This window comes from Stenotrophomonas oahuensis, from assembly GCF_031834595.1.
GTDB classification, from domain to species: domain Bacteria; phylum Pseudomonadota; class Gammaproteobacteria; order Xanthomonadales; family Xanthomonadaceae; genus Stenotrophomonas; species Stenotrophomonas oahuensis.
The window spans coordinates 889578-913601 of record NZ_CP115541.1 but is presented as its reverse complement, the minus strand read 5'-3'; the positions used below and the strand labels follow the sequence as shown (position 1 = coordinate 913601).

15 protein-coding genes are annotated in these 24024 nt (G+C 65.7%); 8 read left to right on the top strand and 7 right to left on the bottom strand.

The window, feature by feature from the left end:
• Nucleotides 1–44: 44 nt before the first annotated feature.
• From PDM29_RS03985 to PDM29_RS03965, 5 genes are all read right to left on the bottom strand, one after another.
• The gene (locus PDM29_RS03985; protein ID WP_311192597.1) at nucleotides 45–437 is read right to left on the bottom strand and encodes a hypothetical protein; all 393 of its coding nucleotides are present in this window, start codon (nucleotides 435–437) and stop codon (nucleotides 45–47) included.
• Nucleotides 431–784: a HigA family addiction module antitoxin gene (locus tag PDM29_RS03980; protein WP_311192596.1), complete on the bottom strand. Its 354-nt coding sequence runs from the start codon at nucleotides 782–784 to the stop codon at nucleotides 431–433. The genes PDM29_RS03985 and PDM29_RS03980 overlap by 7 nt, the downstream gene beginning before the upstream one ends.
• A gap of 1069 nt (nucleotides 785–1853) precedes the next feature.
• The gene (locus PDM29_RS03975; protein ID WP_311192595.1) at nucleotides 1854–4190 is read right to left on the bottom strand and encodes a family 20 glycosylhydrolase; all 2337 of its coding nucleotides are present in this window, start codon (nucleotides 4188–4190) and stop codon (nucleotides 1854–1856) included.
• 94 nt (nucleotides 4191–4284) lie between these two features.
• Nucleotides 4285–6948: a TonB-dependent receptor gene (locus PDM29_RS03970; RefSeq protein ID WP_311192594.1), complete on the bottom strand. Its 2664-nt coding sequence runs from the start codon at nucleotides 6946–6948 to the stop codon at nucleotides 4285–4287.
• A gap of 119 nt (nucleotides 6949–7067) precedes the next feature.
• Nucleotides 7068–8087 carry a glucokinase family protein gene (locus PDM29_RS03965; protein WP_311192593.1) on the bottom strand — a complete coding sequence of 340 codons (1020 nt, stop codon included), beginning with the start codon at nucleotides 8085–8087 and terminating at the stop codon, nucleotides 7068–7070.
• Nucleotides 8088–8357: 270 nt separating this feature from the next.
• Between PDM29_RS03965 and PDM29_RS03960 the strand changes: the two genes are divergently transcribed.
• The 6 genes from PDM29_RS03960 (at nucleotide 8358) to PDM29_RS03935 (ending at nucleotide 17126) form a co-directional block, all read left to right on the top strand.
• Nucleotides 8358–9650, top strand: coding sequence for a sugar MFS transporter (locus PDM29_RS03960; protein WP_311192592.1), 1293 nt, complete (start codon nucleotides 8358–8360; stop codon nucleotides 9648–9650).
• 42 nt (nucleotides 9651–9692) lie between these two features.
• Entirely contained in the window at nucleotides 9693–10760 is a 1068-nt protein-coding gene (locus PDM29_RS03955) for a LacI family DNA-binding transcriptional regulator (protein WP_311192591.1), read from the top strand.
• Between the two features lie 7 nt (nucleotides 10761–10767).
• Nucleotides 10768–11796: an SIS domain-containing protein gene (locus PDM29_RS03950; protein ID WP_311192590.1), complete on the top strand. Its 1029-nt coding sequence runs from the start codon at nucleotides 10768–10770 to the stop codon at nucleotides 11794–11796.
• On the top strand, nucleotides 11796–12944 hold the full coding sequence (nagA, locus tag PDM29_RS03945; RefSeq protein ID WP_311192589.1) for an N-acetylglucosamine-6-phosphate deacetylase: 1149 nt from the start codon (nucleotides 11796–11798) through the stop codon (nucleotides 12942–12944). The genes PDM29_RS03950 and nagA overlap by 1 nt, the downstream gene beginning before the upstream one ends.
• Nucleotides 12941–14017 carry an acyltransferase family protein gene (locus PDM29_RS03940; RefSeq protein WP_311192588.1) on the top strand — a complete coding sequence of 359 codons (1077 nt, stop codon included), beginning with the start codon at nucleotides 12941–12943 and terminating at the stop codon, nucleotides 14015–14017. The genes nagA and PDM29_RS03940 overlap by 4 nt, the downstream gene beginning before the upstream one ends.
• A gap of 130 nt (nucleotides 14018–14147) precedes the next feature.
• On the top strand, nucleotides 14148–17126 hold the full coding sequence (locus PDM29_RS03935; RefSeq protein WP_311192587.1) for an autotransporter family protein: 2979 nt from the start codon (nucleotides 14148–14150) through the stop codon (nucleotides 17124–17126).
• Here the strand turns inward: PDM29_RS03935 and PDM29_RS03930 are convergent.
• Entirely contained in the window at nucleotides 17114–18343 is a 1230-nt protein-coding gene (locus tag PDM29_RS03930; protein ID WP_311192586.1) for a multifunctional CCA addition/repair protein, read from the bottom strand. The two genes, PDM29_RS03935 and PDM29_RS03930, sit on opposite strands and share 13 nt — an antisense overlap.
• A gap of 34 nt (nucleotides 18344–18377) precedes the next feature.
• On the bottom strand, nucleotides 18378–20351 hold the full coding sequence (locus tag PDM29_RS03925; protein ID WP_311192585.1) for a transglycosylase SLT domain-containing protein: 1974 nt from the start codon (nucleotides 20349–20351) through the stop codon (nucleotides 18378–18380).
• Between the two features lie 174 nt (nucleotides 20352–20525).
• Here PDM29_RS03925 and PDM29_RS03920 point away from each other — a divergent pair, with 174 nt between their 5' ends.
• Both PDM29_RS03920 and PDM29_RS03915 read left to right on the top strand, forming a co-directional pair.
• Nucleotides 20526–20936, top strand: coding sequence for an ExbD/TolR family protein (locus tag PDM29_RS03920; RefSeq protein WP_311192584.1), 411 nt, complete (start codon nucleotides 20526–20528; stop codon nucleotides 20934–20936).
• Between the two features lie 196 nt (nucleotides 20937–21132).
• Nucleotides 21133–24003, top strand: coding sequence for a TonB-dependent receptor plug domain-containing protein (locus tag PDM29_RS03915; RefSeq protein WP_311192583.1), 2871 nt, complete (start codon nucleotides 21133–21135; stop codon nucleotides 24001–24003).
• Nucleotides 24004–24024 lie beyond the last annotated feature (21 nt).

The following is a 24024-nucleotide window of genomic DNA, read 5'->3' as shown; positions in this document are numbered from 1 at the left end:
GGTCGTCAATGGGCATGGTGCCGCCAGACGCGCATGGCGCGTCTCTACAGGCTGCGGAACCAGGCGGCGAAGACTTCGTCGCCCATCCATGTGTTCTTGCGACACAGGTGTGTCATCAATGCTTCGACCTCCTCCGCGCGTGCGAAACGCTCGGCATCGCCGCTGCAGCGGGCGGAATCCAACTCCTGTTTGGCTTCGGCCAGAAATCGCGACAGGCGATCCTCAATCGCCCATACCGCCATTTCGATGCGCGGCAGGCGCGTGGTGGGTGCCACGCTCACTCCATGCAGGGCCATCTGCAGGCGCTCGATGTGATCTGGGTGGTTCTTCAGCGCGGAGCGTAGGCTGCGCGGCACCGGGGGAAGCGGCGGGCGTGGCCGCGTGGTTGCGGGGCGCGTGTAGCCGGGAAGAATATGACGAAAGCGCTTGATCACCATGTGCGCACCTCCTCGCAGCTGTGCGGCACGATGCGGCCTGCCGGTACCTGCGCGGTTTCAAGATCAAACCTGACCTGCAGGTTCATCCAGAACCACGGCGAAGTGTCGAAGTACTGGCCAAGACGGATCGCGGTGTCCGCGGTGATGGCGGCCTTGCGTGAGGCGATGGTGGCGATGCGGGAGTGGGAGACGCCAATGGCGCAGGCGAGGGCGCGACCGGAGAGCTTCAGTGGACGCATGAAGTCTTCGGTGAGGATGTCGCCGGGGTGTAGCGGTGGAAGCTGTTCGCTACGGGGTGAGGTCTTTGGGTTGTGGCGTTTTGCGCGCGGATGTGGCGAAGTGTTCATGGGAATCTCTGCGATGTACCGTTGGGGAGCGCACGCCTCGGGCGGTGTAAACGACGCGCACGAAATGCCTGAAAATCGGTAGGGTCGGTCGACAGACGACCGCCGATAACGGTAATCGGCACGGTAACGCATGACCGTTGACGGATAGGCGCGATCTAAACGCGCACGGGCGACCTGCCCGGGCACTGCGCCGGGGGATGTTGTTGTTCATGGTTGTTCTCGTTTACGTACGCGGTGCCCCGCACACGCGGGCATTGCGAACGATGCTGGCTTCATGCCGACGCGCATGGCGCGTCGCTACAGAAACCTATGCGCATGAGCAGGATTTCAACGTGGCGTACGCAGGTATTTGGCGATGATTCGCCGGCACCAGTGGTGGCTTCAGGTCGCGCAGGTGCGACGTCATCGTTCGCGGGTGTGTCTGGCCAGTGTGTCTGCATGGCATGCCTCCTGTGAGATGCGACCCCCGTCAGGGCGACGAGGGGTCGGGAGGTTAGAAACCGTAGAGTCAGCAAAAGCCGGCGGGCGTATTCCCCCCTTACGGGGGTGTTTTATTAGCCACCCTCCCGACGTAGGACACGACATCTCCCACGCAGGGCATCAACTGCTAACTCTTAGGAGTTTCTACGCTCCGGGGACAACACTGCAGCAGATGAGGGGCGGTGCACATCAGATAATTCCTACGCATCGTCGCGGCTGTGTGCTGGATGCGCAAATCGTGCGACGTAATTGGCGCGTGGCGATTTGCGGAAGAGTTGAATGCGTAGCGAGGTGTCGTGGATGACACCAGAAGATGGGTGGTTCCGATTTGGGGCGTGTGTTGTGAAGCGGATCGTTGGGTGGGTGGCGGTGGCGCGTGAACGGGCCGGAGGCGACATTTGGGCCCGGAGAGACGCGATTTCGGTTGGGGGTCCATGCGTTAAAGGACGTTGACCAATTCACGGCGATCGTCTGTCGACCGATCCCACCAAAGCGCAAGCAGCCCCATGGCGTCCAGGGTGCCGGCACATCGTTGTTCCCATGGCCGCCCAGCCGGGAGGGCGTGGGCGGCGGGTTGTTAGCGGCGCGATCAGCGCGGCAGCAAGGTGAGCTCGTCCAAGACCCACATCGTCGGGCGGGTGTCGCCGGTGAAGCGGACGCACAGGTTCTGTGTGCCGTTCAGCGAACGCGGCAGGGCGGCTTCCAGCGTGATGAAGCCGTCCGCATCGGGCTTGGCCGGCAGCGGCACCGTTGCCAGCGGCTTGCCATCGCACTGGCCGCTCAGGATGTCCATCTCGCCATGTGCGCTGCGTGCCTTCTCGAACCGGCGCTGCGGCTCGTCGTGGGCCAGCTGGAAGTAGTACGGAATGTTGCCTGCACGCACCCGCACCTTGCCGATGCCGTCCACATTCGCGTTCTGCCAGTACCAGCACGGGTTGAATATGTTCACGTTGAACACCGCGCGCGGGCCGTTCGCCGGACCATCATCTTCCAGTCGCAGCAGCAGCTTGCCCTCGGCCGGGCAGAGGTCCAGATGCTCGTCATTTCGGGTCAGCAGCGAGCTGGCCGTGATGTCGAAGCGGCTCGCCGCCTTCGCCAGCGCCTTGCCGTCGAAGAAGGTGGCTGCCTGCACGCCGACCGGCAGCGGCTGGGTCAGCGGAGCCGTGTAGCGCGGCGACTGCGCTGTCACCGGGCTGCCGTCCACGCTGTAACGGATCTCGTAGTTCAGCGGCGTGCGCAATGCCAACGTCGCCGTGCCTGCCTTGCGGTCGTCGGTGACATCCGCTTCCACCTCGAACGGCGTCTGTGCGTACGCAATGCCCATCGCCTGCCAGCGCTGCAGCTGGGTCGGCAGGCGGGCCAGGAAGTCGGCGAAGTCGCGGCGCTCGCGCGGCGACCAGCCGGTTTCCGCCACCGCTGCAAGGCGCGGGAGCAGGTTGTGCTGCAGGCGCGCATAGCTGCGCGTGTGCTCGGTGAACATGTTCGCCTGCAGGCCGAGGATGTGCTGCTGCTTGTCGCGCGCCAGCGCGTCCGGCACCGGCTCGAAACCGTACACCCGGCCCAGCGGCGTGCTCAGCGGGCGACCCGGCGGTTCGTTCTCCGAGTTCGTCTGCAGGTAGTCCATGTACATGTCGGTCACCGGCGACATGATCACGTCATGCCCCTCGCTGGCCGCCTTCAGGCCGCCCTCGGTGCCGCGCCACGACATCACCGTTGCTTCCGGCGGCAGGCCGCCTTCCAGAATCTCGTCCCAGCCGATCAAACGACGGTCGTGCTGTTCCAGGTACTTTTCCAGCCGCTTGATCAGGTGGGCCTGCATTTCATTCTCGTTGCCCGCACCCACTTCCTTCATCCGCGCCTGCACGCGCGCAGAGGCTTCCCACTGGTCCTTCACTGCCTCGTCGCCACCCACGTGGACGTACTTGGCCGGGAACAGTTCAATCACTTCCTCCAGCACGTTCTCCAGGAACTGGAACGTGCTTTCTTCCGTGTTGAACAGGTTCGGGAACACGCCCCATTCGCTGATCGGCTTCAGCGGCGTGTCAATCGTGCCCAGCTCCGGGTACGCCGCAATCGCTGCGGTGGCGTGGCCCGGTACGTCGATCTCCGGGATCACCTGGATGTGGCGGGCCGCTGCGTAAGCAATGACTTCGCGGATCTGGTCCTGCGTGTAGAAACCGCAGTACGGGCGCTCTGTGCCGGTGGCCGGGTCGCGGCCGCCATCCCCGGCCGGCAGACGGCAGCTGCCCACTTCGGTCAGCTTCGGGTAGCGCTTGATCTCCATGCGCCAGCCCTGGTCATCGGTCAGATGCCAGTGGAAGGTGTTGAGCTTCTGCTCGGCCATTGCGTCGAGCACGCGCTTGATCTCGTCCAGGCTCTGGAAATGGCGGGCCGAATCCAGCATCAGGCCGCGCCAGCTGAAGCGAGGTGCGTCGTCGATCTTCAGCGCGGGCAGCTGGCCGCTGGTGCCGCTGGTGAGCAGCTGCGAAAGGGTGGCCGCGCCGTAGAACAGGCCGGCTTCGGTGGCGGCCTGCACGGTGACTCCGCGCGCATCGCTGCGCAGCTGGTAGCCCTCCGTACCGGTCTTGAGGGTGGTGTCCAGCACCAGGCGGATGCCGTCCTTGCCGCGCGCCGACGATACGGTCAACGCAGGGCCGCCGCTGTTCTTCAGCTGCGTGGCGAACAGGCCGGCCACGCGCTGCGCGGCGTCGCCTTGGGCGTGCAACGGGGTGGCAGCAGTGACGGTGTAGCCCGCTCCCGCCAGTTTCTCCAGGTGCGCCGGTGCCGGCAGCAGCGGCAGTGAGCCGGGCAGGGCGCGCGGGCCTTCCGGGGCCTGGGCGTCGGTGGCGTGAGCCAGCGGGGCGAGAGAGAGTGCCAGTGCGAACGACAGCAGCGACAGCGAGGTACGACGGGTGCGGGTGTGCATCGGGTCATTCCTTTTGGTGCGGTTTTGATCTTACCTGTGAAAACGGGCCCGGAGGTCCGGGCCCGTTTTCGGGGTGCAGCGGGTTATGCGGCGATCAGTACTTGAAGCGGAAGTTCAGGTAGTACTGGCGGCCGTTGGAGTAGAACGAGGTCGGAATCGCCGCACTCTGGTAGTACTTGTAGGTCGGGTTGTTGAGGTTCAGGCCGTCCAGGCTGATGCTCAGCCAGTCGGTGGCCTTGAAGTTCAGCGACGCCGACAGCGTGCCGAAATCATCCTGGTAGTACGGGTTGGTACCGGACAGGCTGATCAGGAACGACGAACGGTGGGTGTAGCTGACGCGTGCGCCGAAGCGCTCGTTTTCGAAGTACGCGCCCACGTTGTAGGTGTTCTTCGAGGTGCCGAGCAGGTTGTGGGTTCCGTCCGACCAGGTGTGGTCGGTGTTGCCGTCAGCATAGGTGTAGTTGGCGTTGAAGCCGAAGTAGTCGCCAATCGGCTGTTCGTAGGCCACTTCCACACCGGTGACCTTGCCGTCGGCATTGATCGGGGTGGAGATGTCATACGTTTCCAGCTGGTTGGTCAGCTCGCTGTACAGCTGGCGCTTGACCACGTCGAAGGCAATGTAGTCCTTCATGTCCATGTGGTACGCACCGACCGACAGCAGGCCGCGCGGCATGAAGTACCACTCCAGGTTGGCGTCCAGGTTGGTCGACAGGGTGGGCTTCAGGTTCGGGTTGCCGCCGCCGCCGGTGCGGTTCAGGTCCGAACCCCACGAGGATGCGCCCAGTGCCGAGTAGTCCGGCAGGGTCTGGGTCTGCGAAGCAGCTACGCGCAGGACCAGGTCATCGTCCAGGTCGAACTTGATGTTGGCGCTAGGCAGTACGCGGTCGTGCTTGTTTTCGAACGCGGTGCGCTCCCACATGCCGAACAGGCTGCTCACATCAGCGTCGGCGGCGTTGGCCACGGCGTTGTAGCTGTTGATATCCTGCTTGATGTTCACATAGCGCAGGCCCACGTTACCGGCCCACCAGTCGCCGCTGAAGTTGGCCTGCACATAGCCGGCAAAGTTCTTTTCCTTCACCTTCCACTCGGCACCGTAGTTGTGACGACCGGTCGGGCCGTCATTGCCGGCCAGCCAGGTGGAGTTGTTGATGATGGCGGTCTTCAGCGCATCCGGGGTGTAGTACCAGATGTTGCGCGGGAAGGTGCCGCCCACATCGCCGGCGAAGCCGCTCGGGTAGTTGCCGGTGGCGCTGCCTTCCAGTGCGGCCCAGATGTCGCCCGGGGTGGCACCTTCCGGCGACAGTGCTTCGCGTTCGTGGTCGGCGAAGCGCACGCCGAAATCGATGGAGCTCAGGGTGCCGGCGCTGAAGTACTGGCTGAAGTCCAGGGTGGCCCAGTCTTCCTTGTCCTCGGCCTTCACCAGCTGGTTGCCCCAGGTGCCGAAGCTGGTCACGCCGTTCGGGCTGATGTCGCCGCCGATGTTCCAGTCCACAGGCGAACCCGCACCGTGGGTGGCCCAGCTGGCACCGCCGCCCTGGCCCAGGGTGACTTCAGCGATGAACTGGCGCGGGGTCTCGCCGGTGCCCTTGGTGGTACCGGCCTGGAACTTGGCATCCAGGGTGTCGTTGATCTGCCAGTCGGCATCAAAGGTGACGTAGCTGGTCTTGGCGGTGGCTTCGCGGTAGATCATGTCGTAGACACCGTAGTTGGTGCCCGGCACGCCGGCGTAGGTCGCGTTGGTCAGCACGCCGTCCACCACGGTGTAGCCCGGGTTCGGTGCCTGCGACTTGGCGAAGTTGCCGCCCCACAGCATGAAGTTGCGGTTGTAGTTGTTGGCTTCCAGCTCGGAGGTGAAGCCGCTCAACGACAGGTTAAGCGCATCGGTCGGCTTGAACTGGATGGTCAGCAGGCCGCCCTTGCGCTCGCGGGTCTGCTCGAACAGGGTCGAACCCAGCAGGCCAGGCACGCTGACGCCGATCAGGTCCGGATTGGTGGCGGCCACCGGATCGGTCGCGGCGATCTTGGTGAAGCCGCCCGGAATTTCCTGCGCTTCACGGCGCAGTTCGCGCTTCTGGTAGAACGCCTGCAGCAGTACGCCGAAGTTGCCTTCGTCGTTCTTGTAGTTGAACAGCGCCGAGTACTGCGGGTCGGTCGATTCAGCCTGGTCCGAACGCACCGCACCCACCGAGGCCTCAGCGCTGAACTGCTTGGAGAACTGCAGCGGGGTGCGGGTGATGATGTTGACGGTACCGGTGGTGCCACCGTCCTGCAGCTTGGCCTGCGAGGACTTGTTCACTTCCACCGAGCTGACCAGCTCGGACGGCAGCAGCGAGTAGCTGACGCTGCGGCCCACGTTGTTGCCCTGGCTGAGCACGAACCAGTCGGCCGAGCCGACGGTGTGGCCGTTGATCAGGGTCTGGGTCAGGCTGGGGCTGGTGCCGCGCAGGCTGACGCGGTCGGCTTCGTCGAAGCCGCCTTCGTCGGCGCTGGCCGAGCTGATGTTCACGCCGGGCAGGCGCTGCAGGGTATCGGCCACATTGTGCGCGGGCAGCTTGCCCACGTCTTCGGCGGTGACCACTTCCAGGCGGGCATTGGCCTCACGCTTGGTGTCCAGCGACTTTTCCATCGAGCCGCGGATACCGGTCACCTGGATGGTGTCCAGGTCGGTCGGGCTGGTCTGGGCGGCGTCCTGCGCGTGCGCGCTGAATGCGATACAGCTGAAGATGGCTGCCGAAAGCAGGCTCTTGCGGTGGTTCATGATGTCTCTCCTCATCAATCTATGTGCGCCAGCGACGGCGTGCGGTGTGCAGCTGTGGTGGTGGTTCGAACAGGCATTGCGTGGAGCGTGTTGCAGGTCCCGTGCGCCGTAAGGCGCGCTCAGGCGTTGCTGCGGCCGAGGTACCAGCTGGCGGCGCCGATGACGCCCAGTTGCCCGTGCTCGACCACCTTCACGGGAATGCGTTCCAGCGCCTCGCGCATCGGTCCTTTGTTGAGGTACCGGGCAACGAAGGTGCTGTTCAACAGGAATTCGCGGATCTGCGGCAGGATGCCGCCGGCCAGGTAGACGCCGCCGGACGCGCCGTACTGCAGGGCCATGTCGCCAATGGTGCTGCCGAGCAACCCGCAGAACACCTGCAGGCTTTCGCGCGCCATTGCATCGGTATTGGCCATGGCGGCGGCGGTGATCGCATCCGGGCTGGCCAGGGTGGAGGTCTGGTCGTTCAACGCGCACAGAGCGCGATACAGATTCATCAGCCCGGGTCCGGACAGCGCGTGCTCAACCGACACATGCGCGTGCTCGCGCTGCATCTGCCGCACGATCGCCATTTCCAGTTCGGTACTGACCGCCAGGGTCGGCTGGCCGGCTTCGGTGGCCAACACCACCGGGCCGTGCGCGGTGGGGATCCACACCGCCGCACCCAGGCCGGTGCCGGGGCCGACCACCAGGGTCGGGCCGCGCGGGGCGGTGGCCGGGCCGGTCAACTGCAGCACGCCGCTGGCATCGACCTGGGCGGCGGCGTAGGCCACGGCCTCGAAGTCGTTGACGATGAATACGTGGTCCAGGCCAACGTCCTGCTCGATGCGGCGAGCCGACAGCGGCCACGGCACGTTGGCGGTGATCACGGTGCCGTCCTCGCGCGCCACGCCGGCGGTGGCCACCACGCAGTGCGCGGGGCGCGGGCCGTCGGCCAGGAAGGTATCGAGGATGGCACTCAGGCCGGGGTACTCGGCGTTGCGGAACTTGCGGTACTCCAGCACCTGCACCGGATGGGCCGGGTCGGTGCTGGCCTGCACGCGGGCCACGCGCACATGGGTGCCGCCCACGTCGGCGGCCAGGAACGGCACCGGGGCAGGGGCGGCGGCACTGGCCGGTACGGCTGGGGCGGCTGCGGTCACACGGGCTCCCTTGAGGGTTCGTAACGACCAGGTAACAAACCCGGCGATTGAGGCGGAGTCTGTAATCGTTCTGACAACGATGTCAACGATAACCTCTCACTTTCGATTGTGCAGTGCAACGCCCGAGCCCTTGTGAAATCGATTACATGTGTGGCGTGTTGCGGCGCTTGTTGACAAACCTGGGTGCCCCGTCGAATAAATGTGACAACGTTGTTCCCAGCCACTCTTCCGACGCCGCCTTCGCGCACCGTCGATGCAGGAGCCCTTCCGATGTCTGCCGTGCCTGCCGCTTCCGCGCGTTCGAGCGTTACCACCTCGATCCTCATCATCGGGGTGTTGTTCTTCCTGATCGGCTTCTTCACCTGGCTCAACGGGCCGCTGATCACCTTCGTCAAGCTGGCCTTCGAGCTGGACGAGGTGGGCGCGTTCCTGGTGTTGATGGTGTTTTACCTGTCCTACTTCTTCCTGGCCCTGCCGGCCGCGTGGATCCTCAAGCGAACCGGCATGAAGAAGGGATTGAGCCTGAGCCTGCTGGTGATGGCGGTCGGCGCGGTGCTGTTCGCGCACTACGCACAGCAGCGCTGGTACCCGGGCGCGCTCAGCGGGCTGTTCGTCATCGGCAGTGGCCTCGCCCTGCTGCAGACCGCGGTGAACCCGTACATCAGCATTCTCGGCCCGATTGAAACCGCCGCGCGCCGCATCGCGCTGATGGGCATCTGCAACAAGATCGCCGGCATTCTGGCTCCGCTGCTGATCGGCTCGCTGGTGCTGCACGGCATCGGCGATCTGGCCGACCAGGTCGCCGCGGCCGACGCCGCCACCCGCGCCACCCTGCTGGACGGCTTTGCCAGCAAGATCCAGGCCCCGTACATGGGCATGGCCGGGCTGCTGGTGGTGCTGGCGGTGGCGGTGCTGTTTTCGCCGCTGCCGGAACTGAAGACCTCTGAAGCCAATGCCACCCCGCCGGCGGCACCGGGCACGCGTGAGCGCACCAGCATCTTCCAGTTCCCGCACCTGTGGCTGGGCGTAATGTGCCTGTTCGTCTACGTCGGCGTAGAGGTGATGGCCGGTGATGCGATCGGCACCTACGGGCATGGTTTCGACCTGCCGCTGGACCAGACCAAGCTGTTCACCTCGATCACCCTGGCGGCGATGCTGGCCGGTTACATTGTCGGCCTGCTGGTGATTCCGCACCTGGTCTCGCAGTCGAAGTACCTGAGCATTTCCGCCACGCTGGGCGTGCTGTTCTGCATTGGCGCGCTGTTCACCCACGGCTATGTGTCGGTGGGCTTCGTGGCCGCACTGGGCTTTGCCAACGCGATGATGTGGCCGGCGATCTTCCCGCTGGCGATCCGTGGGCTCGGGCGCTTCACCGAGACCGGCTCGGCGCTGCTGGTGATGGCCATCGCCGGAGGCGCGATCATTCCGCAGGCGTTCGCGGTGCTGAAGCAGCACTTCGACTTCCAATGGGTGTTCGCCGGGCTGATGGTGCCCTGCTACCTGTACATCCTGTTCTATTCGCTGCGCGGCTATCGGATTGGCCTGCCCCGCGACGCGGCCTGATCGGCGATCATGGACGCTCCACGGAACCCGCAGGAAACCCCAATGCGCAGAGCGACCATCAAGGATGTCGCCGAACGGGCCAAAGTGTCGTTGAAGACGGTATCCCGGGTCATCAACAATGAACCCTCGGTGATGCAGGCCACGCGTGCGCGCGTGCTGCGTGCCATTGCCGAGCTGGACTACGAACCGGATCCGGCCGCGCGCAATCTGCGCACTGGCACCACCCTGGTGGTGGGGCTGGTCTACGACAACCCGAACCCGTACCACATCATCGGGGTGCAGAACGGGGTGTTGGCGGCGTGCCGCGAAACCGGCTTCGGCCTGCAGATCCACCCGTGTGATTCCAGTTCACCGATGCTGGCCGAAGAACTGGCTGACTGGGTGCAGCGTTCGCGGCTGGCCGGGCTGGTGCTGACCGCGCCGATGTCCGAGCGCCGCGACCTGGTTGCCGCGCTCACTGCGCGTGGGATCAAGCTGGTGCGCATCATCGCCGCTACCGAAGACCCGGCCGACGGAGCCTGCGTGTTCGTGGACGACCGTGAAGCCGCCTATGAAATCACCGAACACCTGATCCAGCTCGGCCACCAGCGCATCGGTTTCCTGTGGGGCGGCACCTCGCACCGCTCCTCGGGCGAGCGCTACGCGGGCTACGAGGCGGCACTGAAGGACTACGGCATGACCGTGGACAAGCACCTGGTGGTGCCGGGCGACTACACCTTCGACGATGGCTTCCGTGGTGCGCGCCGGCTGTTGGCGCTGCGCGAGCCGCCCACCGCAATCTTCGGCTCCAATGACGAAATCGCCGCCGGCGTGCTGGCGGCGGCCAAGTCGGCCGGCATGAACGTGCCATATGACCTCTCCATTGCCGGATTCGAGGACAGCCCGTTCTCGCGCCAGTCGTGGCCGCCGCTGACCACCGCCAAACAGGCCACCGAAGACATCGCCCGCCACGCGGCGCGTCTGCTGATCGCGCAGCTGCGCAGTGACGCTTACGACGAAAATGCTTCGCCGCTGCACAACCAGGGCTTCGTGCCGCAACTGGTGGTGCGCGGTTCCACTGCCCCGATGCGCCCGGCCGGCGCACGGCCTCCCACGCCCGATATTCCCTGAGACCTGCATGTCACTGCCTGCTCCCCACGACACCCTGATGTTCCGCGAAGCCGCTGAAGCGGCCGACGTGATCGCCGCGCAGTTCGCGCGCAACCAGCAGGCGGTACAGACCCTGGCCGCCAGCCTGCGCGCGGCCCCGCCGCCGTTCGTGGTGACCTGTGCACGCGGCAGTTCCGACCACGCGGCCACCTATGCCAAGTACCTGCTGGAAACCCGGCTGGGGCTGGTGACTGCTTCGGCATCGCCGTCGGTGGGCTCGGTGTACGAAGCGCCGCTGCAGCTGCGTGGTGCGCTGTACATCGTGATCTCGCAGTCGGGCAAAAGCCCGGACCTGCTGCGCAACGCTGAAGCGGCGCGTGCCGCTGGTGCGCGTGTGGTGGCGCTGGTGAACGTGGAAGACTCGCCGCTGGCGCAGCTGGCTGAAACCGTGATTCCGCTGGGTGCGGGTGCCGAACGCAGCGTGGCTGCGACCAAGAGTTACCTGGCTTCGCTGTCGGCGATCCTGCAGCTGGTGGCGTACTGGAGCGATGACAAGGCGCTGGTTGCCGCGCTGGATGCGCTGCCGGCCGCCCTGCGCGAGGCTTGGAGCAGCGACTGGAGCGCGCTGACCGAAGGTCTGGTTCCGGCACATAACCTGTTCGTGATCAGCCGTGGGCTGGGCCTGGGTGCCGCCCAGGAAGCGGCACTGAAGTTCAAGGAAACCTGCGGCCTGCACGCCGAGGCGTACAGTTCGGCCGAGGTCAAGCACGGCCCGATGGCGCTGGTGGGCCCGGGCTTCCCGGTGTTGGCCTTTGCCCAGCCCGATGAAACCGGTGCCGGCACCCGCGCGGTGGCGGCCGAGTTTGCCAATCGCAACGCGCAGGTGTGGCTGGCCGCGCCCGATGGCGACCTGGCCCAGCCGCAGGCCCCGCACCCGGCGTGTGCGCCGCTGCTGGTGGTGCAGAGCTTCTACCGCGCGATCAACGCGTTGGCGCTGCGGCGCGGGCATAATCCAGATCTGCCGCCGCATCTGAACAAGGTTACGGAAACCGTTTGATGAAAACCGTACTGCGCAATGCCCGCATTCTGGCTGGCGATGAGTTCCGCGATGACCTGGCTGTGGTGATCGAAGACGGTGTGATCACCGCACTGGTCAGTGACGCCGCGCCGCAGCTGGGCAGCGCAGACGAACAGGTCGATCTGGGCGGTGGCTGGCTGCTGCCGGGTTTCATCGACGCGCAGGTCAACGGTGGCGGTGGCGTGCTGTTCAACAACACGCCCGATGTGGAAAGCCTGCGTACGCTGGCGGCCGCGCACCGGCGCTTTGGCACGACGGGTCTGCTGCCGACGCTGATCAGCGACGACGTCGAGGTGATGCGCACGGCGATTGCCGCGACCCGCGAAGCCATCGAGACCAAGGTGCCGGGTGTGCTCGGCATCCATCTGGAGGGGCCGTATATTGCCCCGGCGCGCAAAGGCACGCACAACCCGGACAAGTTCCGGGCGCCTGACGCAGATGAGATCGCAATGGCGGCGTCGCTGGACAACGGTGTGACCTTGCTGACCCTGGCCCCGGAGCGGGTGCCGCTGGAAAGCATCCGTGCGCTGGTTGAGCGCGGCGTGATTGTCGCGGCCGGACACACCGCAGCTACTTATGAAGAGGCGAGGGCGGGGCTGGACGCCGGCATCCGCGGCTTCACCCACCTGTACAACGCGATGTCGCCGCTCACCGGACGTGAGCCGGGCGCGGTGGGCGCGGCGCTGGAAGACCGCGACAGCTGGGTTGGCATCATTGCCGACGGCGTGCACGTGCATCCGGCCAGCCTGCGCGTGGCGCTGGCGGCCAAGCCGCGCGGCAAGGTGATGCTGGTCACCGACGCGATGCCGCCGGTGGGTGCGGACGACCCCAGCTATGAACTCTACGGTGAGGTGATCACCGCGGTGGACGGGGTGGTGCGCAATGCGGCCGGCTCGCTGGCGGGCTCCGCGCTGGACATGGCCACTGCGGTGCGCAATGCCGTGCAGCAGCTCGGCCTGCCGCTGGAAGAAGCCGCGCGCATGGCCGCACGTTATCCGGCGCAGTTCCTCAACCTGGATGACCGCCTGGGCGAAATTGCCGAAGGCTACCAGGCGGATCTGGTGCTGCTGGATGACGCGCTGCAGGTGCGCACGACCTGGATTGCCGGCCAGCGCGAGGACGCATGAACGCCCCCGCCACCTCGCGCATGGGCTCGATTGATGCCCTGCGCGGCTTGACCGTGGCGGCGATGCTGCTGGTCAACAATCCCGGCGATTGGGCGCACGTGTATGCGCCCCTGCTGCATGCCGACTGGCATGGCTTTACCCCAACCGACCTGATCTTCCCGCTGTTCCTGTTCATTGCCGGGGTCTCGCTGGCCTTCAGCGTGGAGCCGCGTGCGCAGGACGTATCGGTTCGCCCTGTGCTGCGCGCTGCGCTGTTGAAGCGTGCGTTGCGCATTCTGGTGGCGGGGCTGCTGCTGCATGTGCTGGCGTGGTGGCTGTTCGCGCTGCCGGCGTACCGGCCATGGGGTGTGCTGCAACGGATCGCATTGTGCGTGGGTGGGGTGGGGCTGCTGGCCATCTACCTGCGGCCGCGCGCGCAGTGGGCGGTGCTGACGGCGCTGCTGCTGGGATATGCGGCCATATTGCTGGCCGCCGACACGCTGGAACCGTGGCGCAACCCGGTCAGCCGACTGGACACCGCGCTGTTTGCGCCCTACCTGTACAAGTACAACCCGGTCACCGGGCTGGGCCACGACCCCGAAGGCCTGCTCAGCACGCTGGGTGCATTGGCGACCACGTTGCTGGGGCTGATCGCCGGCCGCTGGCTGCGTGCGGGAAGGCTGGGCCCACTGGCAGCGATGGGGGCGGGCTGCTTGGTGCTGGGCGTGGTTGCCGCATGTGTTCCTGGCGGGCTGCCCTTGAACAAGAACCTGTGGACGCCCACCTACGTACTGGTCACTGGCGGGCTCTCGGTTGCCGGCTTGTTGCTGGCGCATCAACTGGTGGACCGGCAGGGCTGGCCGGCACTGGGCCGGCGTTTTGGTGTGAATGCGATTGCGGCCTACCTCGGCTCGAGCGTGATGGCGCTGGTGATGATCGCCAGCGGCGCGTGGGCGGCCTGCAATGGCGGGCTGGTCGGCCTGATGCCGGCGCATCCCAGCCTGGCCTCGCTGCTGTGCGCTTCCGGCTTCGTTCTGTTCTGGTGGGGCGTGGTGGCGTGGCTGGACCACCGTCGCATCTACGTGAAGATTTAGCGCCCCGAGCCTCACAGTTCCTCCACCAGTCCATCACACAACGCCAGTAAAAGTACGCACCAGTGCTGCGTAGTTTTACTGCGGCACCGCGCGTCAGCCGTATTCCCACCTATGGAACAAGGATCGGGTTATGTGCTCCAGGATCGCGTTGCAGCGGCACCCGTTGGCCATCAGTACCGGCCACGCCCTTCGAATGGTCTGCAGTGCCGCCTTGATCGCCGCCAGCGCGCCGGTCTGGGCAGGCTGCGACAACAACAGCGCCCCCACCGCCGGCCAGACCGTCACCTGCACCCCCGGTGCGCCCAACCCGCAGACCACTCCCGTGGTGAGCGTGGTGGGGTCGGCCACGATCACCCTGAACGTGCAGTCCGGCGCACAGCTGGCGGTGCCCACCGGCGGCGCGGTGCTGTTCGACGGCGGTGGCGGACATGTGATCACCAACGACGGCACCATCAGCACCGCTGCGGGCATTGCGATCGTGTCCAACCAGGCCACCCGCGTGGTCAACCGCGGCACGATCAGCGGTACCACCGGAGCCATCATCACCGGGGCCGGGGCTGACCAGCTGGAGATGCTGGGCGGCACCATCACCGGTGCAGTACTGCAGGGCGGCGGCGACGACGTGGCCACCATACGCGACGGCACCATGACCAGCCTCGATCAGGGCGATGGGCAGGACGCGCTCAGCGTCAGCGGTGGCACCATCGCCGGCACGGTGCAGCAGGGGGCTGGCATCGACAGTTTCGTGATGACGGGCGGCACCATCGGTGCGCTGCTGCAGGGCGACGGACTGGATACGTTCCGGATGACCGGCGGACGTATCGTCGGCGCCTTCGATGACGGTGATTACGCTGAGATGACCGCAGGACGGATCGGTCGCGTCAACATGAAGCTGGAAGACAATACCTTCCTGATGTCCGGTGGAACCATTGATGGGAATCTGGTCACCGGGTTCGGCAACGACACGATCGTGCTGTCCGACGGTTACATCGGCGGCAACATCAGTGTGAGCGGCGGGGACGACAAGGTCACCATCACCGGTGGCACCGTGCGCGGAGAAATCCGGCTGAGTTTCGGCAATGACCGTCTGGACTGGGACGGTGGCGGTGTTGTGCACGGTCTCGTCGACTTTGGCGAGGGCGACGACATCGCGACGCTCACCAGCCTCAATGTGTCGCATCTGGGCGCGCTGCCCGGTTTCGATGCCGGGCTGGGCACCGACACGCTGGTGATGAATAACGTAAAGACGAACGGCGTGGCGCGGTTCTCCGGATGGGAGTCGGTGGCGCTGACCAACGACAGCCAGATGACGTTCGACGGGACATTGAAGCTGGGCGATACCGGCACAGGATCCGGCCGCCTGGACGTGGATGCCACCAGCGTCCTTTACGGGGGCGGTGGCAGCAACGGCATTGAGGCGTTCAACGCCGCATTGCCCGTCAATGTTGCCAGCGCAGGCCGGATCGACCTGAGCAACGGCGGAAGCAGCACCGGAGACCGCTTTACGATAGCGGGGAACTACGTCGGCAATGGCGGCGCGTTGTACCTGCAGACCGTACTGGGCGACGACAGTTCAGCCTCGGACCGGCTGGTGATCAGCAACGGCGTGGCCAGCGGCACGACCGGCATTGGCATCCTCAACGTGGGCGGGGCGGGTGCAGCCACCACGGCGGACGGCATTATGGTGGTGCAGGCGTTGAACGGTGGCAGTACCACGGCCAATGCCTTTGCGCTGTACAACCCGGTTGCGGCCGGCGCATTCGAGTATTTCCTGTTCAAAGGGGGCGTGAGCGCAGGCAGCGGCGAGAACTGGTACCTGCGTTCGACGCTGGTCAACGGAGGGGCCGCCGCCGCAGCGGCCCCGCCGCTCGGTCTGGGCTCGGTGACGCCGGCACCCCCCGCACCGGACGCGCTGGGTACGCCGCCGCCGGACCTGGCCCCACCCCCGTCACCAGACCTACCCGAGAATCCAGACCCGCTGGCCGCCGAACCGGCACCGCCCCCGGAACCGGCAGCACCACCGGACGTGCCTCCCGCTGCCGAAGAGCCGCCCCCGCCGGTGCCGACCATTGCAGCCGCCCTGCCTGGACCGTTGGCCGCACCGCCCACCCCGGGTGCGCGCCCAGCTGAGGGTGACATCATTCCCCTCTACCGCCTGGAAACCGGGCTCTATTCCGTGTTGCCGCCGCTGCTGCGCGAGATGGGTACGGCCAGCCTGGGTACGTTCCATGAGCGGCACGGTGAACAGCGCATTCTGGCTGGGCAGGGCGGGATCCGCGCCACGTGGGCGCGACTGGTTGGCCAAAGTCATCAGCAGCATTGGAAAGGCGACGCACACCCCGGTTTCGATGGCGATCTGGTGGGAATCCAGGCAGGACTGGATCTGTATGCCAATGCCGATGACAGCCATCGCGATCAGTTCGGGCTGTTCGTCGGTCGCACCCGTGCCCAGGGCAACGTCACTGGCCTTGCCATCGGTTGGGAGAATGTTGCCGTTGGCCGCACGCGTCTGGATGACAAGCATCTGGGCGCATACTGGACGAGTGTCGGCAGTGCGGGCGGTTACCTGGACGTGGTGGTGATGCAGAGCCGTTACGATGGCGACGCCACGTCGTCACGCGGATTGGGCATTGATTTTGAAGGTGATGGCACCACCGCATCGCTTGAAGTGGGAAAGCCGATGCTGCAGTTCGGCGAATCCGCCTGGTGGTTGGAGCCGCAGGCGCAGGTGATCTGGCAGCGCAGCTCGCTGGACGATGCACAGGACCGGGTGTCACCCCTGCGTTTCTCAAGTGACAACGCGTGGACCGGGCGACTGGGCGTGCGCTTGTCTGGAGACTATGACATTGCAGGCTACGGTTGGCAGCCTTACTTCAAACTCAATTACTGGCAGGTACTGGATGGCCAGGATCGCATCGACTTTGGTGGCGACGTGATCCGCAACGATCAGGATTCGCGCGCGCTGGAGATCGGGCTGGGCGTGGTGGCGCGCTTCAACGCCAACGTCAGTGCGTTTGCCGTGGCCGACTACACCCGCGATCTGGAAAGTGACGCACAGAAGGAGCGCAAGGTGATCGAAGGCAACATCGGGCTGCGCTACGACTTCTGACGCGCGGCTTTGATGGCCTGCACGCGGGCGCGCTTCAGCGCGTCGCCAATGGCCGGCCCTTTCAGATGAGTCAGGTCGAGGTCGCGCGTCTGCACCGCCAGCGCAGCAGCATGCACGCGCTTGAGCGTTTCGCCCTGCGGGTAGTCGCTGTCCTCAAAGCCAAGCCGGCCGCGCTTGTCGGCTTCGCAGCACAGTGCGATGCGGGCGACGCGTTCGGGTCGGCGGAACGCGTCGAAACGGCCCAGCAGTTCCAGAATCGTGGCGTCGCGCAGCTCGTCGATGCGGTGCACGTTGAGGTGGTCGCGGCACACCGCTTCAGCCAGTTGGCGGTGTTCCAGCGGCACTTTCAGTCGTTCGCAGAGCGCCTGCAGCGGCTCCAGACCCCGCTGCTCGTGCATCAGGTGGCGTGGCCACTCCGCTTCGGGGGTGAGCCCCTTGCCCAGGTCGTGGGTGAGCGCGGCGAAGCCGACCAGATCGTCGCCCGGTGCCAATTGCGCGGCCATGTCGCTGACCATTTCCTGGTGTACACCCGTATCCACTTCGGGGTGGAACTCCGCGCGCTGCGGCACGCCATACAGGGCTTCCAGTTCCGGCAGCACTGCACCCAGCGCGTTGGCCTCATGCAGGGTGCGCAGGAAGGCCGACGGCTGAGCGCAGGTGAGGGCGCGCCGCAGTTCCTGCCAGACCCGTTCGGGCACCAGGGCATCCAGTTCGCCGCTGGCGGCGATCTGGCGCATCAGGTCCATGGTTTCCGGAGCCACGGTAAAGCCCAGCGGTGCGAACCGCGCCATGAAGCGGGCCGCGCGCAGCACGCGCAGGGGGTCTTCGACGAAGGCGGGGCCGACATGACGCAACACGCGTTGTTCGATGTCACGCGTGCCGCCATACGGGTCCACCAGTGCACCGGTGGCTTCGTCGCAGGCGATGGCGTTGATGGTGAAATCGCGGCGCAGCAGATCGTCTTCCAGCGTCACCGATGGATCAGCGTCGACCACGAAACCGCGATAGCCACGGCCGGACTTGCGCTCGGTGCGGGCCAGTGCGTATTCCTCGCCCGTTTTCGGGTGCAGGAATACCGGGAAGTCCTTGCCCACGGCCTTGTAGCCCTGCGCCTCCATCTGCGCCTGGGTGGCACCGACCACGACCCAGTCGTGGTCGCCGGGCGTGCGATTGAGCAGGCGGTCACGCACCGCGCCGCCGACAAGATAGATCTTCATGCGGCCATTCTGCCCGAATCGCGCCGATGTGCCCTCAATCGGCGGCTTTTTCGGCGTTGGTCGGGCAGGTCAGCTGCTTGCGCTTGGCCTGCAGGCGGCCGTTCATGCGGTCGGTCACCGGCAGCGCGTTGCCGTTCAAGCGCCAGTCGTAGATCACGCTGAAGGCCAGGATGCGTGCCACGTACTCGCGGGTTTCCTTGTAGCTGATGGTCTCGATCCAGATGTCCGGGTCGAAGCCCGGGCGCTGCGACTGCCAGCGTGCGGTCGGGGTCGGGCCCGCGTTGTAGGCGGCAATGGTGACGTAGGGCAGGCCGTCGTACTTGTTCATCAGCTGGCGCAGATACGCGGTGCCCAGCGCGATGTTGGTGTCCGGGTCGTACAGGCTGGCCGCGCCGCCGTAGTTCACCAGCCCGATCGACTTGGCCACGCTGGCCCCGGTAGCAGGCAGCACCTGCATCAGGCCCATCGCATTGGCTGGCGAGCGTGCCTTCGGATTGAAGATGCTCTCGGCGCGGATCTCAGCGGCCACCCAGGCCGGGTCGATGGCATGCTTGGCCGATTCGCGGCGGATCGCCGCGTCGTGATGCAGCGGGAAGCGCAGGCTGTACAGGCGCTGCTCGTCCGGGGTCTTGCCCAGCGAGAACACCGCGCGGTCGAACCAGCCGTTGTCGCGTGCCACCTCCACCGCGATGCGGCGCTGGGTGGTGTCGAAGCGGCTGAGCGCGTCGTTCCACTCGGCCACGGCCCAGCCGTTGCGTTCGATCTTGAACAGCTCCATGGCGCGCACGATGGCCGGATCACGGGCGATGGCAGCCTGTGCCTGTGCGCTGTCGTTCGGCTCCAGCGGGCACAGGGTGTAGCTGTTCAAGCCCAGCTGGTCTGCGGCCAGGAAGCCGTGGAAGGTGGCCGAGCGCGCCGCTTCGCGGAACAGCGGTTGCGCTTCGGCGCGCTTGCCGGTCTTGTCCAGCATGCGCGCCTCGAAGTAACGCCAGCGCGAGTCGTTGCGCTGGGTCGGACCCATCTTGCGGATCGCGGTAAGCGCCGCCGGCCAGTCGCCGCGTGACAGCGCTTCGCGGGCGCGCCATTCGTGCAGGCGCTCGTCATAGGCCGAATCGGGCACGGCGTTGAGCCGACGTGCGGACTCAGGGCCATACGAAGCCACCGTCCACAACGCAATCTGGTAGCGCACCTGGGCCTGCTGGGCCGGGCTCAGCTGCAGCGCGTTGGCGTACTGCGGCAGCTGCTGCTCGGTGGCATCCGGGTCGGCCTTGGCCAGTTTGGCCAGGCCATCGGTGGCAATGCGCCGGCTACGCTCGTTGCGCGGCCAGTTCAGTGCGCTGGCGTTGGGCTTGTCGACGAAGGCTGCATAGGTGTTGGCCAGCGCCAGGTCGGCAGCCGGCAGCCCGCGCGCGGCGCTGCGCATCACCGCCGGCTGCTGCTCGTCGGCGGCGGCGTCGATGCGCGCCCAGCGCAGTTCCGCGCTCAGCCCCCCCTTGGCATCCAGTACCGCGAACACCGGGTCGCAGGCATCGGGCAACGACTTGCCGGTGCTCTTCCAGAGTGCCTGGGCATCGTTGACCCACTGGGCATCGGCCTTGCCGGTCGCCTGCAGGGCGTTGAGCCGCGCGCAGCGCAGACCGACGTTGTCGGTGGGGGCCCAGTTGGCCAGCAGGGTCGGCCAGTCCTGGCGGCGCGCTACCGCAGGCAGCCACACACTACGGAAGCTGCCGGCCACGGCTTGGCCGTCGTAGCGCTTCAGGAAGTCCTGGGCCTGTGCGCTGGTCACGCTGTCGATGTTGCGGCGCAGGTTCGCGTATTCCAGCCAGCCATACAGCGGGTGCTGGCTGAGGGTGCGGGCCTGCCCGGCATCGAACTGGCCGCGCTCGGCGTTGTCGATGGCGGCTTTGATCTGCGCGCGCTGCGCGTCCAGGTTCTGTGCGGCGGCCGGAAGGGAGCCGGCCAGGGCGACGGCGGCTGCGCTGAGCAGGAGCGGGGAAAGTCGATTCATGCGGAAAGGATAGCGGGCCGGGGTGAAGGCCGGCGTAGGTAAACCTACCGGTGGATGAACGTAACTTCAGCGCGCCCTGAACAGGTGACTGGCCCAGGCGTAATGTCGGGGACGCACGACCAACGGTCGTGCGCTACCGGGAATCCATATCGTTCGACAAAAGGGGATTTCACCATGGCATTCAGTGCAGCAGGCTCCACCTCTTCCGGCCCCTTGGCCGACATCAACGTCACCCCGCTGGTCGACGTCATGCTGGTGTTGTTGATCATCTTCATCGTGACCGCACCGATGATCGCCCGCCCGATCCCTGTCAATCTCCCGCAACGTACCGACATTGCGCCGCCCATCGAACCACCCCTGCCGATCGAGCTGCGGGTGGATGCCAGCAACCAGGTGTTCTGGAACGGGCAGGCGGTCGCCGTGTCTTCACTGCAGGCGCGCATGCAGGACGTCGCGCAGGCCAATGCTGGCAACGTGCCGGTACTGCGTATCGACACCAGCGCGGATGCCGAATACGACGTCATGGCCAAGGTGCTGGCAGCGGCGAGCAACACCCATTTGGACCGCATCACGTTCGTGAGGTAGAGGGCATTGCGTGGGCCGGCCAACGGCCGGCGCTACCGGGAGCCGACCATTGGTCGGCTCTTTTTTGTAAAGCCCGCGTGAAAGCGGGCTTTCATCACGCCTTCATCTTTACAGGTTGTTTACAAAGGAAGGGTTGGCCGACTCTAAGGGGGAGCAGGCCAGCACCAAAACCAACATTCCTTTGGAGAGAGAGCGAATGAACACCCTGCATCACCGCCCCTTGGCGGTTGCTGTCGCGTTGTGCCTGTTGGTTGTACCCGCGCTTGGCAGCGCCCAGGAATCACCCCGCCCCACCACCGAACTGGACCGGGTTGACGTCACCGGCACCCGCATCAAGCGCGCCGAAGTCGAAGGCCAGGTGCCGATCCAGACCCTCAGCCGCGAGCAGATCGAGCAGACCGGCCTGAACTCCATCGGTGAAGTGCTGCAGCAGCTGACCGGTTCCGGCTCGGCCCTGAATGCCAAGTTCAACTCTTCCGGCAACTTCGGCTTCCCCCCCGACGGCAGCGGCGTGGGTGCGGGTTCGGCCCAGGTTGACCTGCGTCACCTCGGGGCCAAGCGCACGCTGGTGCTGGTGGACGGCATCCGCTGGGTCAACGAGTCCTCCGCCTCCGGCGTGGGCGCGGCCACCGACCTCAACACCATCCCCCTGGCCATCGTCGAGCGCATCGAAGTGCTTGAAGACGGCGCATCCTCGCTGTACGGGTCTGACGCCATTGGTGGCGTGGTCAACATCATCACCCGTCGCGAGTTTGACGGCGGCCAGGTGACCGTGAATTACGGCGAGTACAGCAAGGGCGACGGCACCCAGAAGGGCGTTGACCTCGCCTGGGGCACCAGCGGCGACCGCTACAGCCTGTTCCTCGGTGCCAGCTGGACCAAGCAGGACCCGGTGTATGCCAGCACCCGTGAGCAGTCACGCGTGCCGATTCCCGGCACCGGACTGACCTTCGGCAGTTCGGCCACGCCCACCGGGCGTTTCATGTTCACCGATCCCAACACCGGCATCGCCTACAACATCACGCCTAACAGCGGGGTCACCAACCCCACCTTCAATGGCGTGGGCGGCTGTGATCGCACCGACGACTACCATTGCTTCGCCACCGCGGACCGCTTCAACTTCGCCGAGTACAACCTGCTGCTGACCCCGTCCGAGCGCAAGGGCCTCTTCGGTCAGTTCCGCTTTGACATCACCGACAACGTGCAGTGGTACATCAAGGCACTGGGCAACCGCCGCGAGTCGACCAACCAGGCCGCACCAGAACCGCTGTTCTTCGGGCCGGACGGTGCCACCGGCAACCCACTGGCTGACAACATCGTCATTTCCGCACTGAACCCGTACAACCCGTTCGGCTTCGACCTGGATTCGTCCAGCAACTTGAGCATGGTCGGCCGCCGCCCGGTTGAAGGCGGCGCGCGCGTGTTCGAGCAGGAAGTGAACACCCAGTACTTCGCTACCGGCCTGGTCGGCAATTTCGAGGCGGCCAGCCGCAGCTGGTACTGGGACGTCAACGGCATGTACAGCAAGAACAAGGCCGAGCAGACCAACTACGGCAGCTATGACATCTACAAGGTGAACATGGCGCTGGGCGACCCCGCTGTATGCGCGGCCACGCCGGGCTGCGTGCCGCTGAACATCTTCGGTGGCCCGGGCACGATCACCCCGGCGATGCTGCAGTGGATCCAGCCGGTGGTGCGTGACCGCAGCGAGAACGAGCTGAGCCTGTTCACCGCCAACCTCAGCAGCGACCTGTTCAACCTGCCGGCCGGCCCGGTGTCGTTCGCTACCGGCTACGAGTACCGCAAGTACGAAGGCTCCTACAACCCCGATCCGCTCACGGTGATCGGCCACTACAACGGCGTGCCCTCACTGCCGACCTCTGGTTCGTATGACGTCAACGAGGCCTACCTGGAGTTGAGCGTTCCGATCTTCGCCAACACCGAGATCGGCTCGAAGATGGACCTGAGCCTGGCCGGACGCTACTCGGACTACTCCACCTTTGGTGGCGAGTTCACGCCCAAGTACGGCCTGCGTTGGCAGGTGACCAACGACTTCGTGCTGCGCACCAGCTATGCGGAAGGCTTCCGTGCACCGTCCATCGGTGAGCTGTACGGCTCGGCGGCGCGTGCCGACCTGCAGCTGTTCGATCCCTGCTCGGTGGGCCTGGGCGGGACACCGCCGCGTGGCAGCGCGGCCAACTGCGCCGCGCTGGGTGTGCCGACCGGCTTCCAGCAAGCGAACTCGCAGATCTCGGTCACCACCGGTGGCAACCCCGAACTGGACCCGGAGCGTTCGCGCAGCTTCAGTGCCGGCTTCGTGTGGAGCCCGTGGTTCGGCAGCAACACCACATGGTCCGAGCGCTTCGATGTGGAAGTGACTTTCTATCGCCACCACATTGAAGGGGCGATCCAGGCCATCGACGCACAGACCCAGCTGGATCTGTGCGTGGACACGCTGGATTCGGTGTACTGCGATGGCATCAGCCGCGCCAGCACCGGCGCGGTCAGCGCCTTCAACAACCGCCTGACCAACCTCGGTTCGATCAAGACCGACGGCTGGGATGTGGACCTGTTCTGGACGCTGCCGCAGAGCGACATCGGCCAGTTCAAGATCGGCTGGCAGAACACGTTCGTGGGCCGCTATGAGGCGCTGGGTGCGGCCGGGCAACGGCAGCCGCAGGAACCGGGTATCGAGGTGGTGAACAGCTCGATTCCGGAATGGACCAGCAACGCAACGCTGGGCTGGAGCCTGGGCGCTTGGAATGCATCGTGGACAGTGCGGCACATTTCCGAGCTGAAGGAACAGTGCGGCGATGCGTCGACCTTCGACGTTTGCAGTGACCAGGCGGCAGGCACCAACACGTTGTCGGCCACCACGTATCACGACTTCCAGGTCGGCTATAAGATCGACTGGATGAAGGGGCTGCAGCTGAGTGCGGGTCTGAACAACGCCTTCGACAAGGATCCGCCGATCTGCCTGTCGTGCTCGTTGAACGGGTATGACGCGTCCACGTATGACATTCCGCGTGGGCGTTACTGGTACCTGCGCGCGGACCTGCGGTTCTGATGCAACGGGGCACCGGGCCAT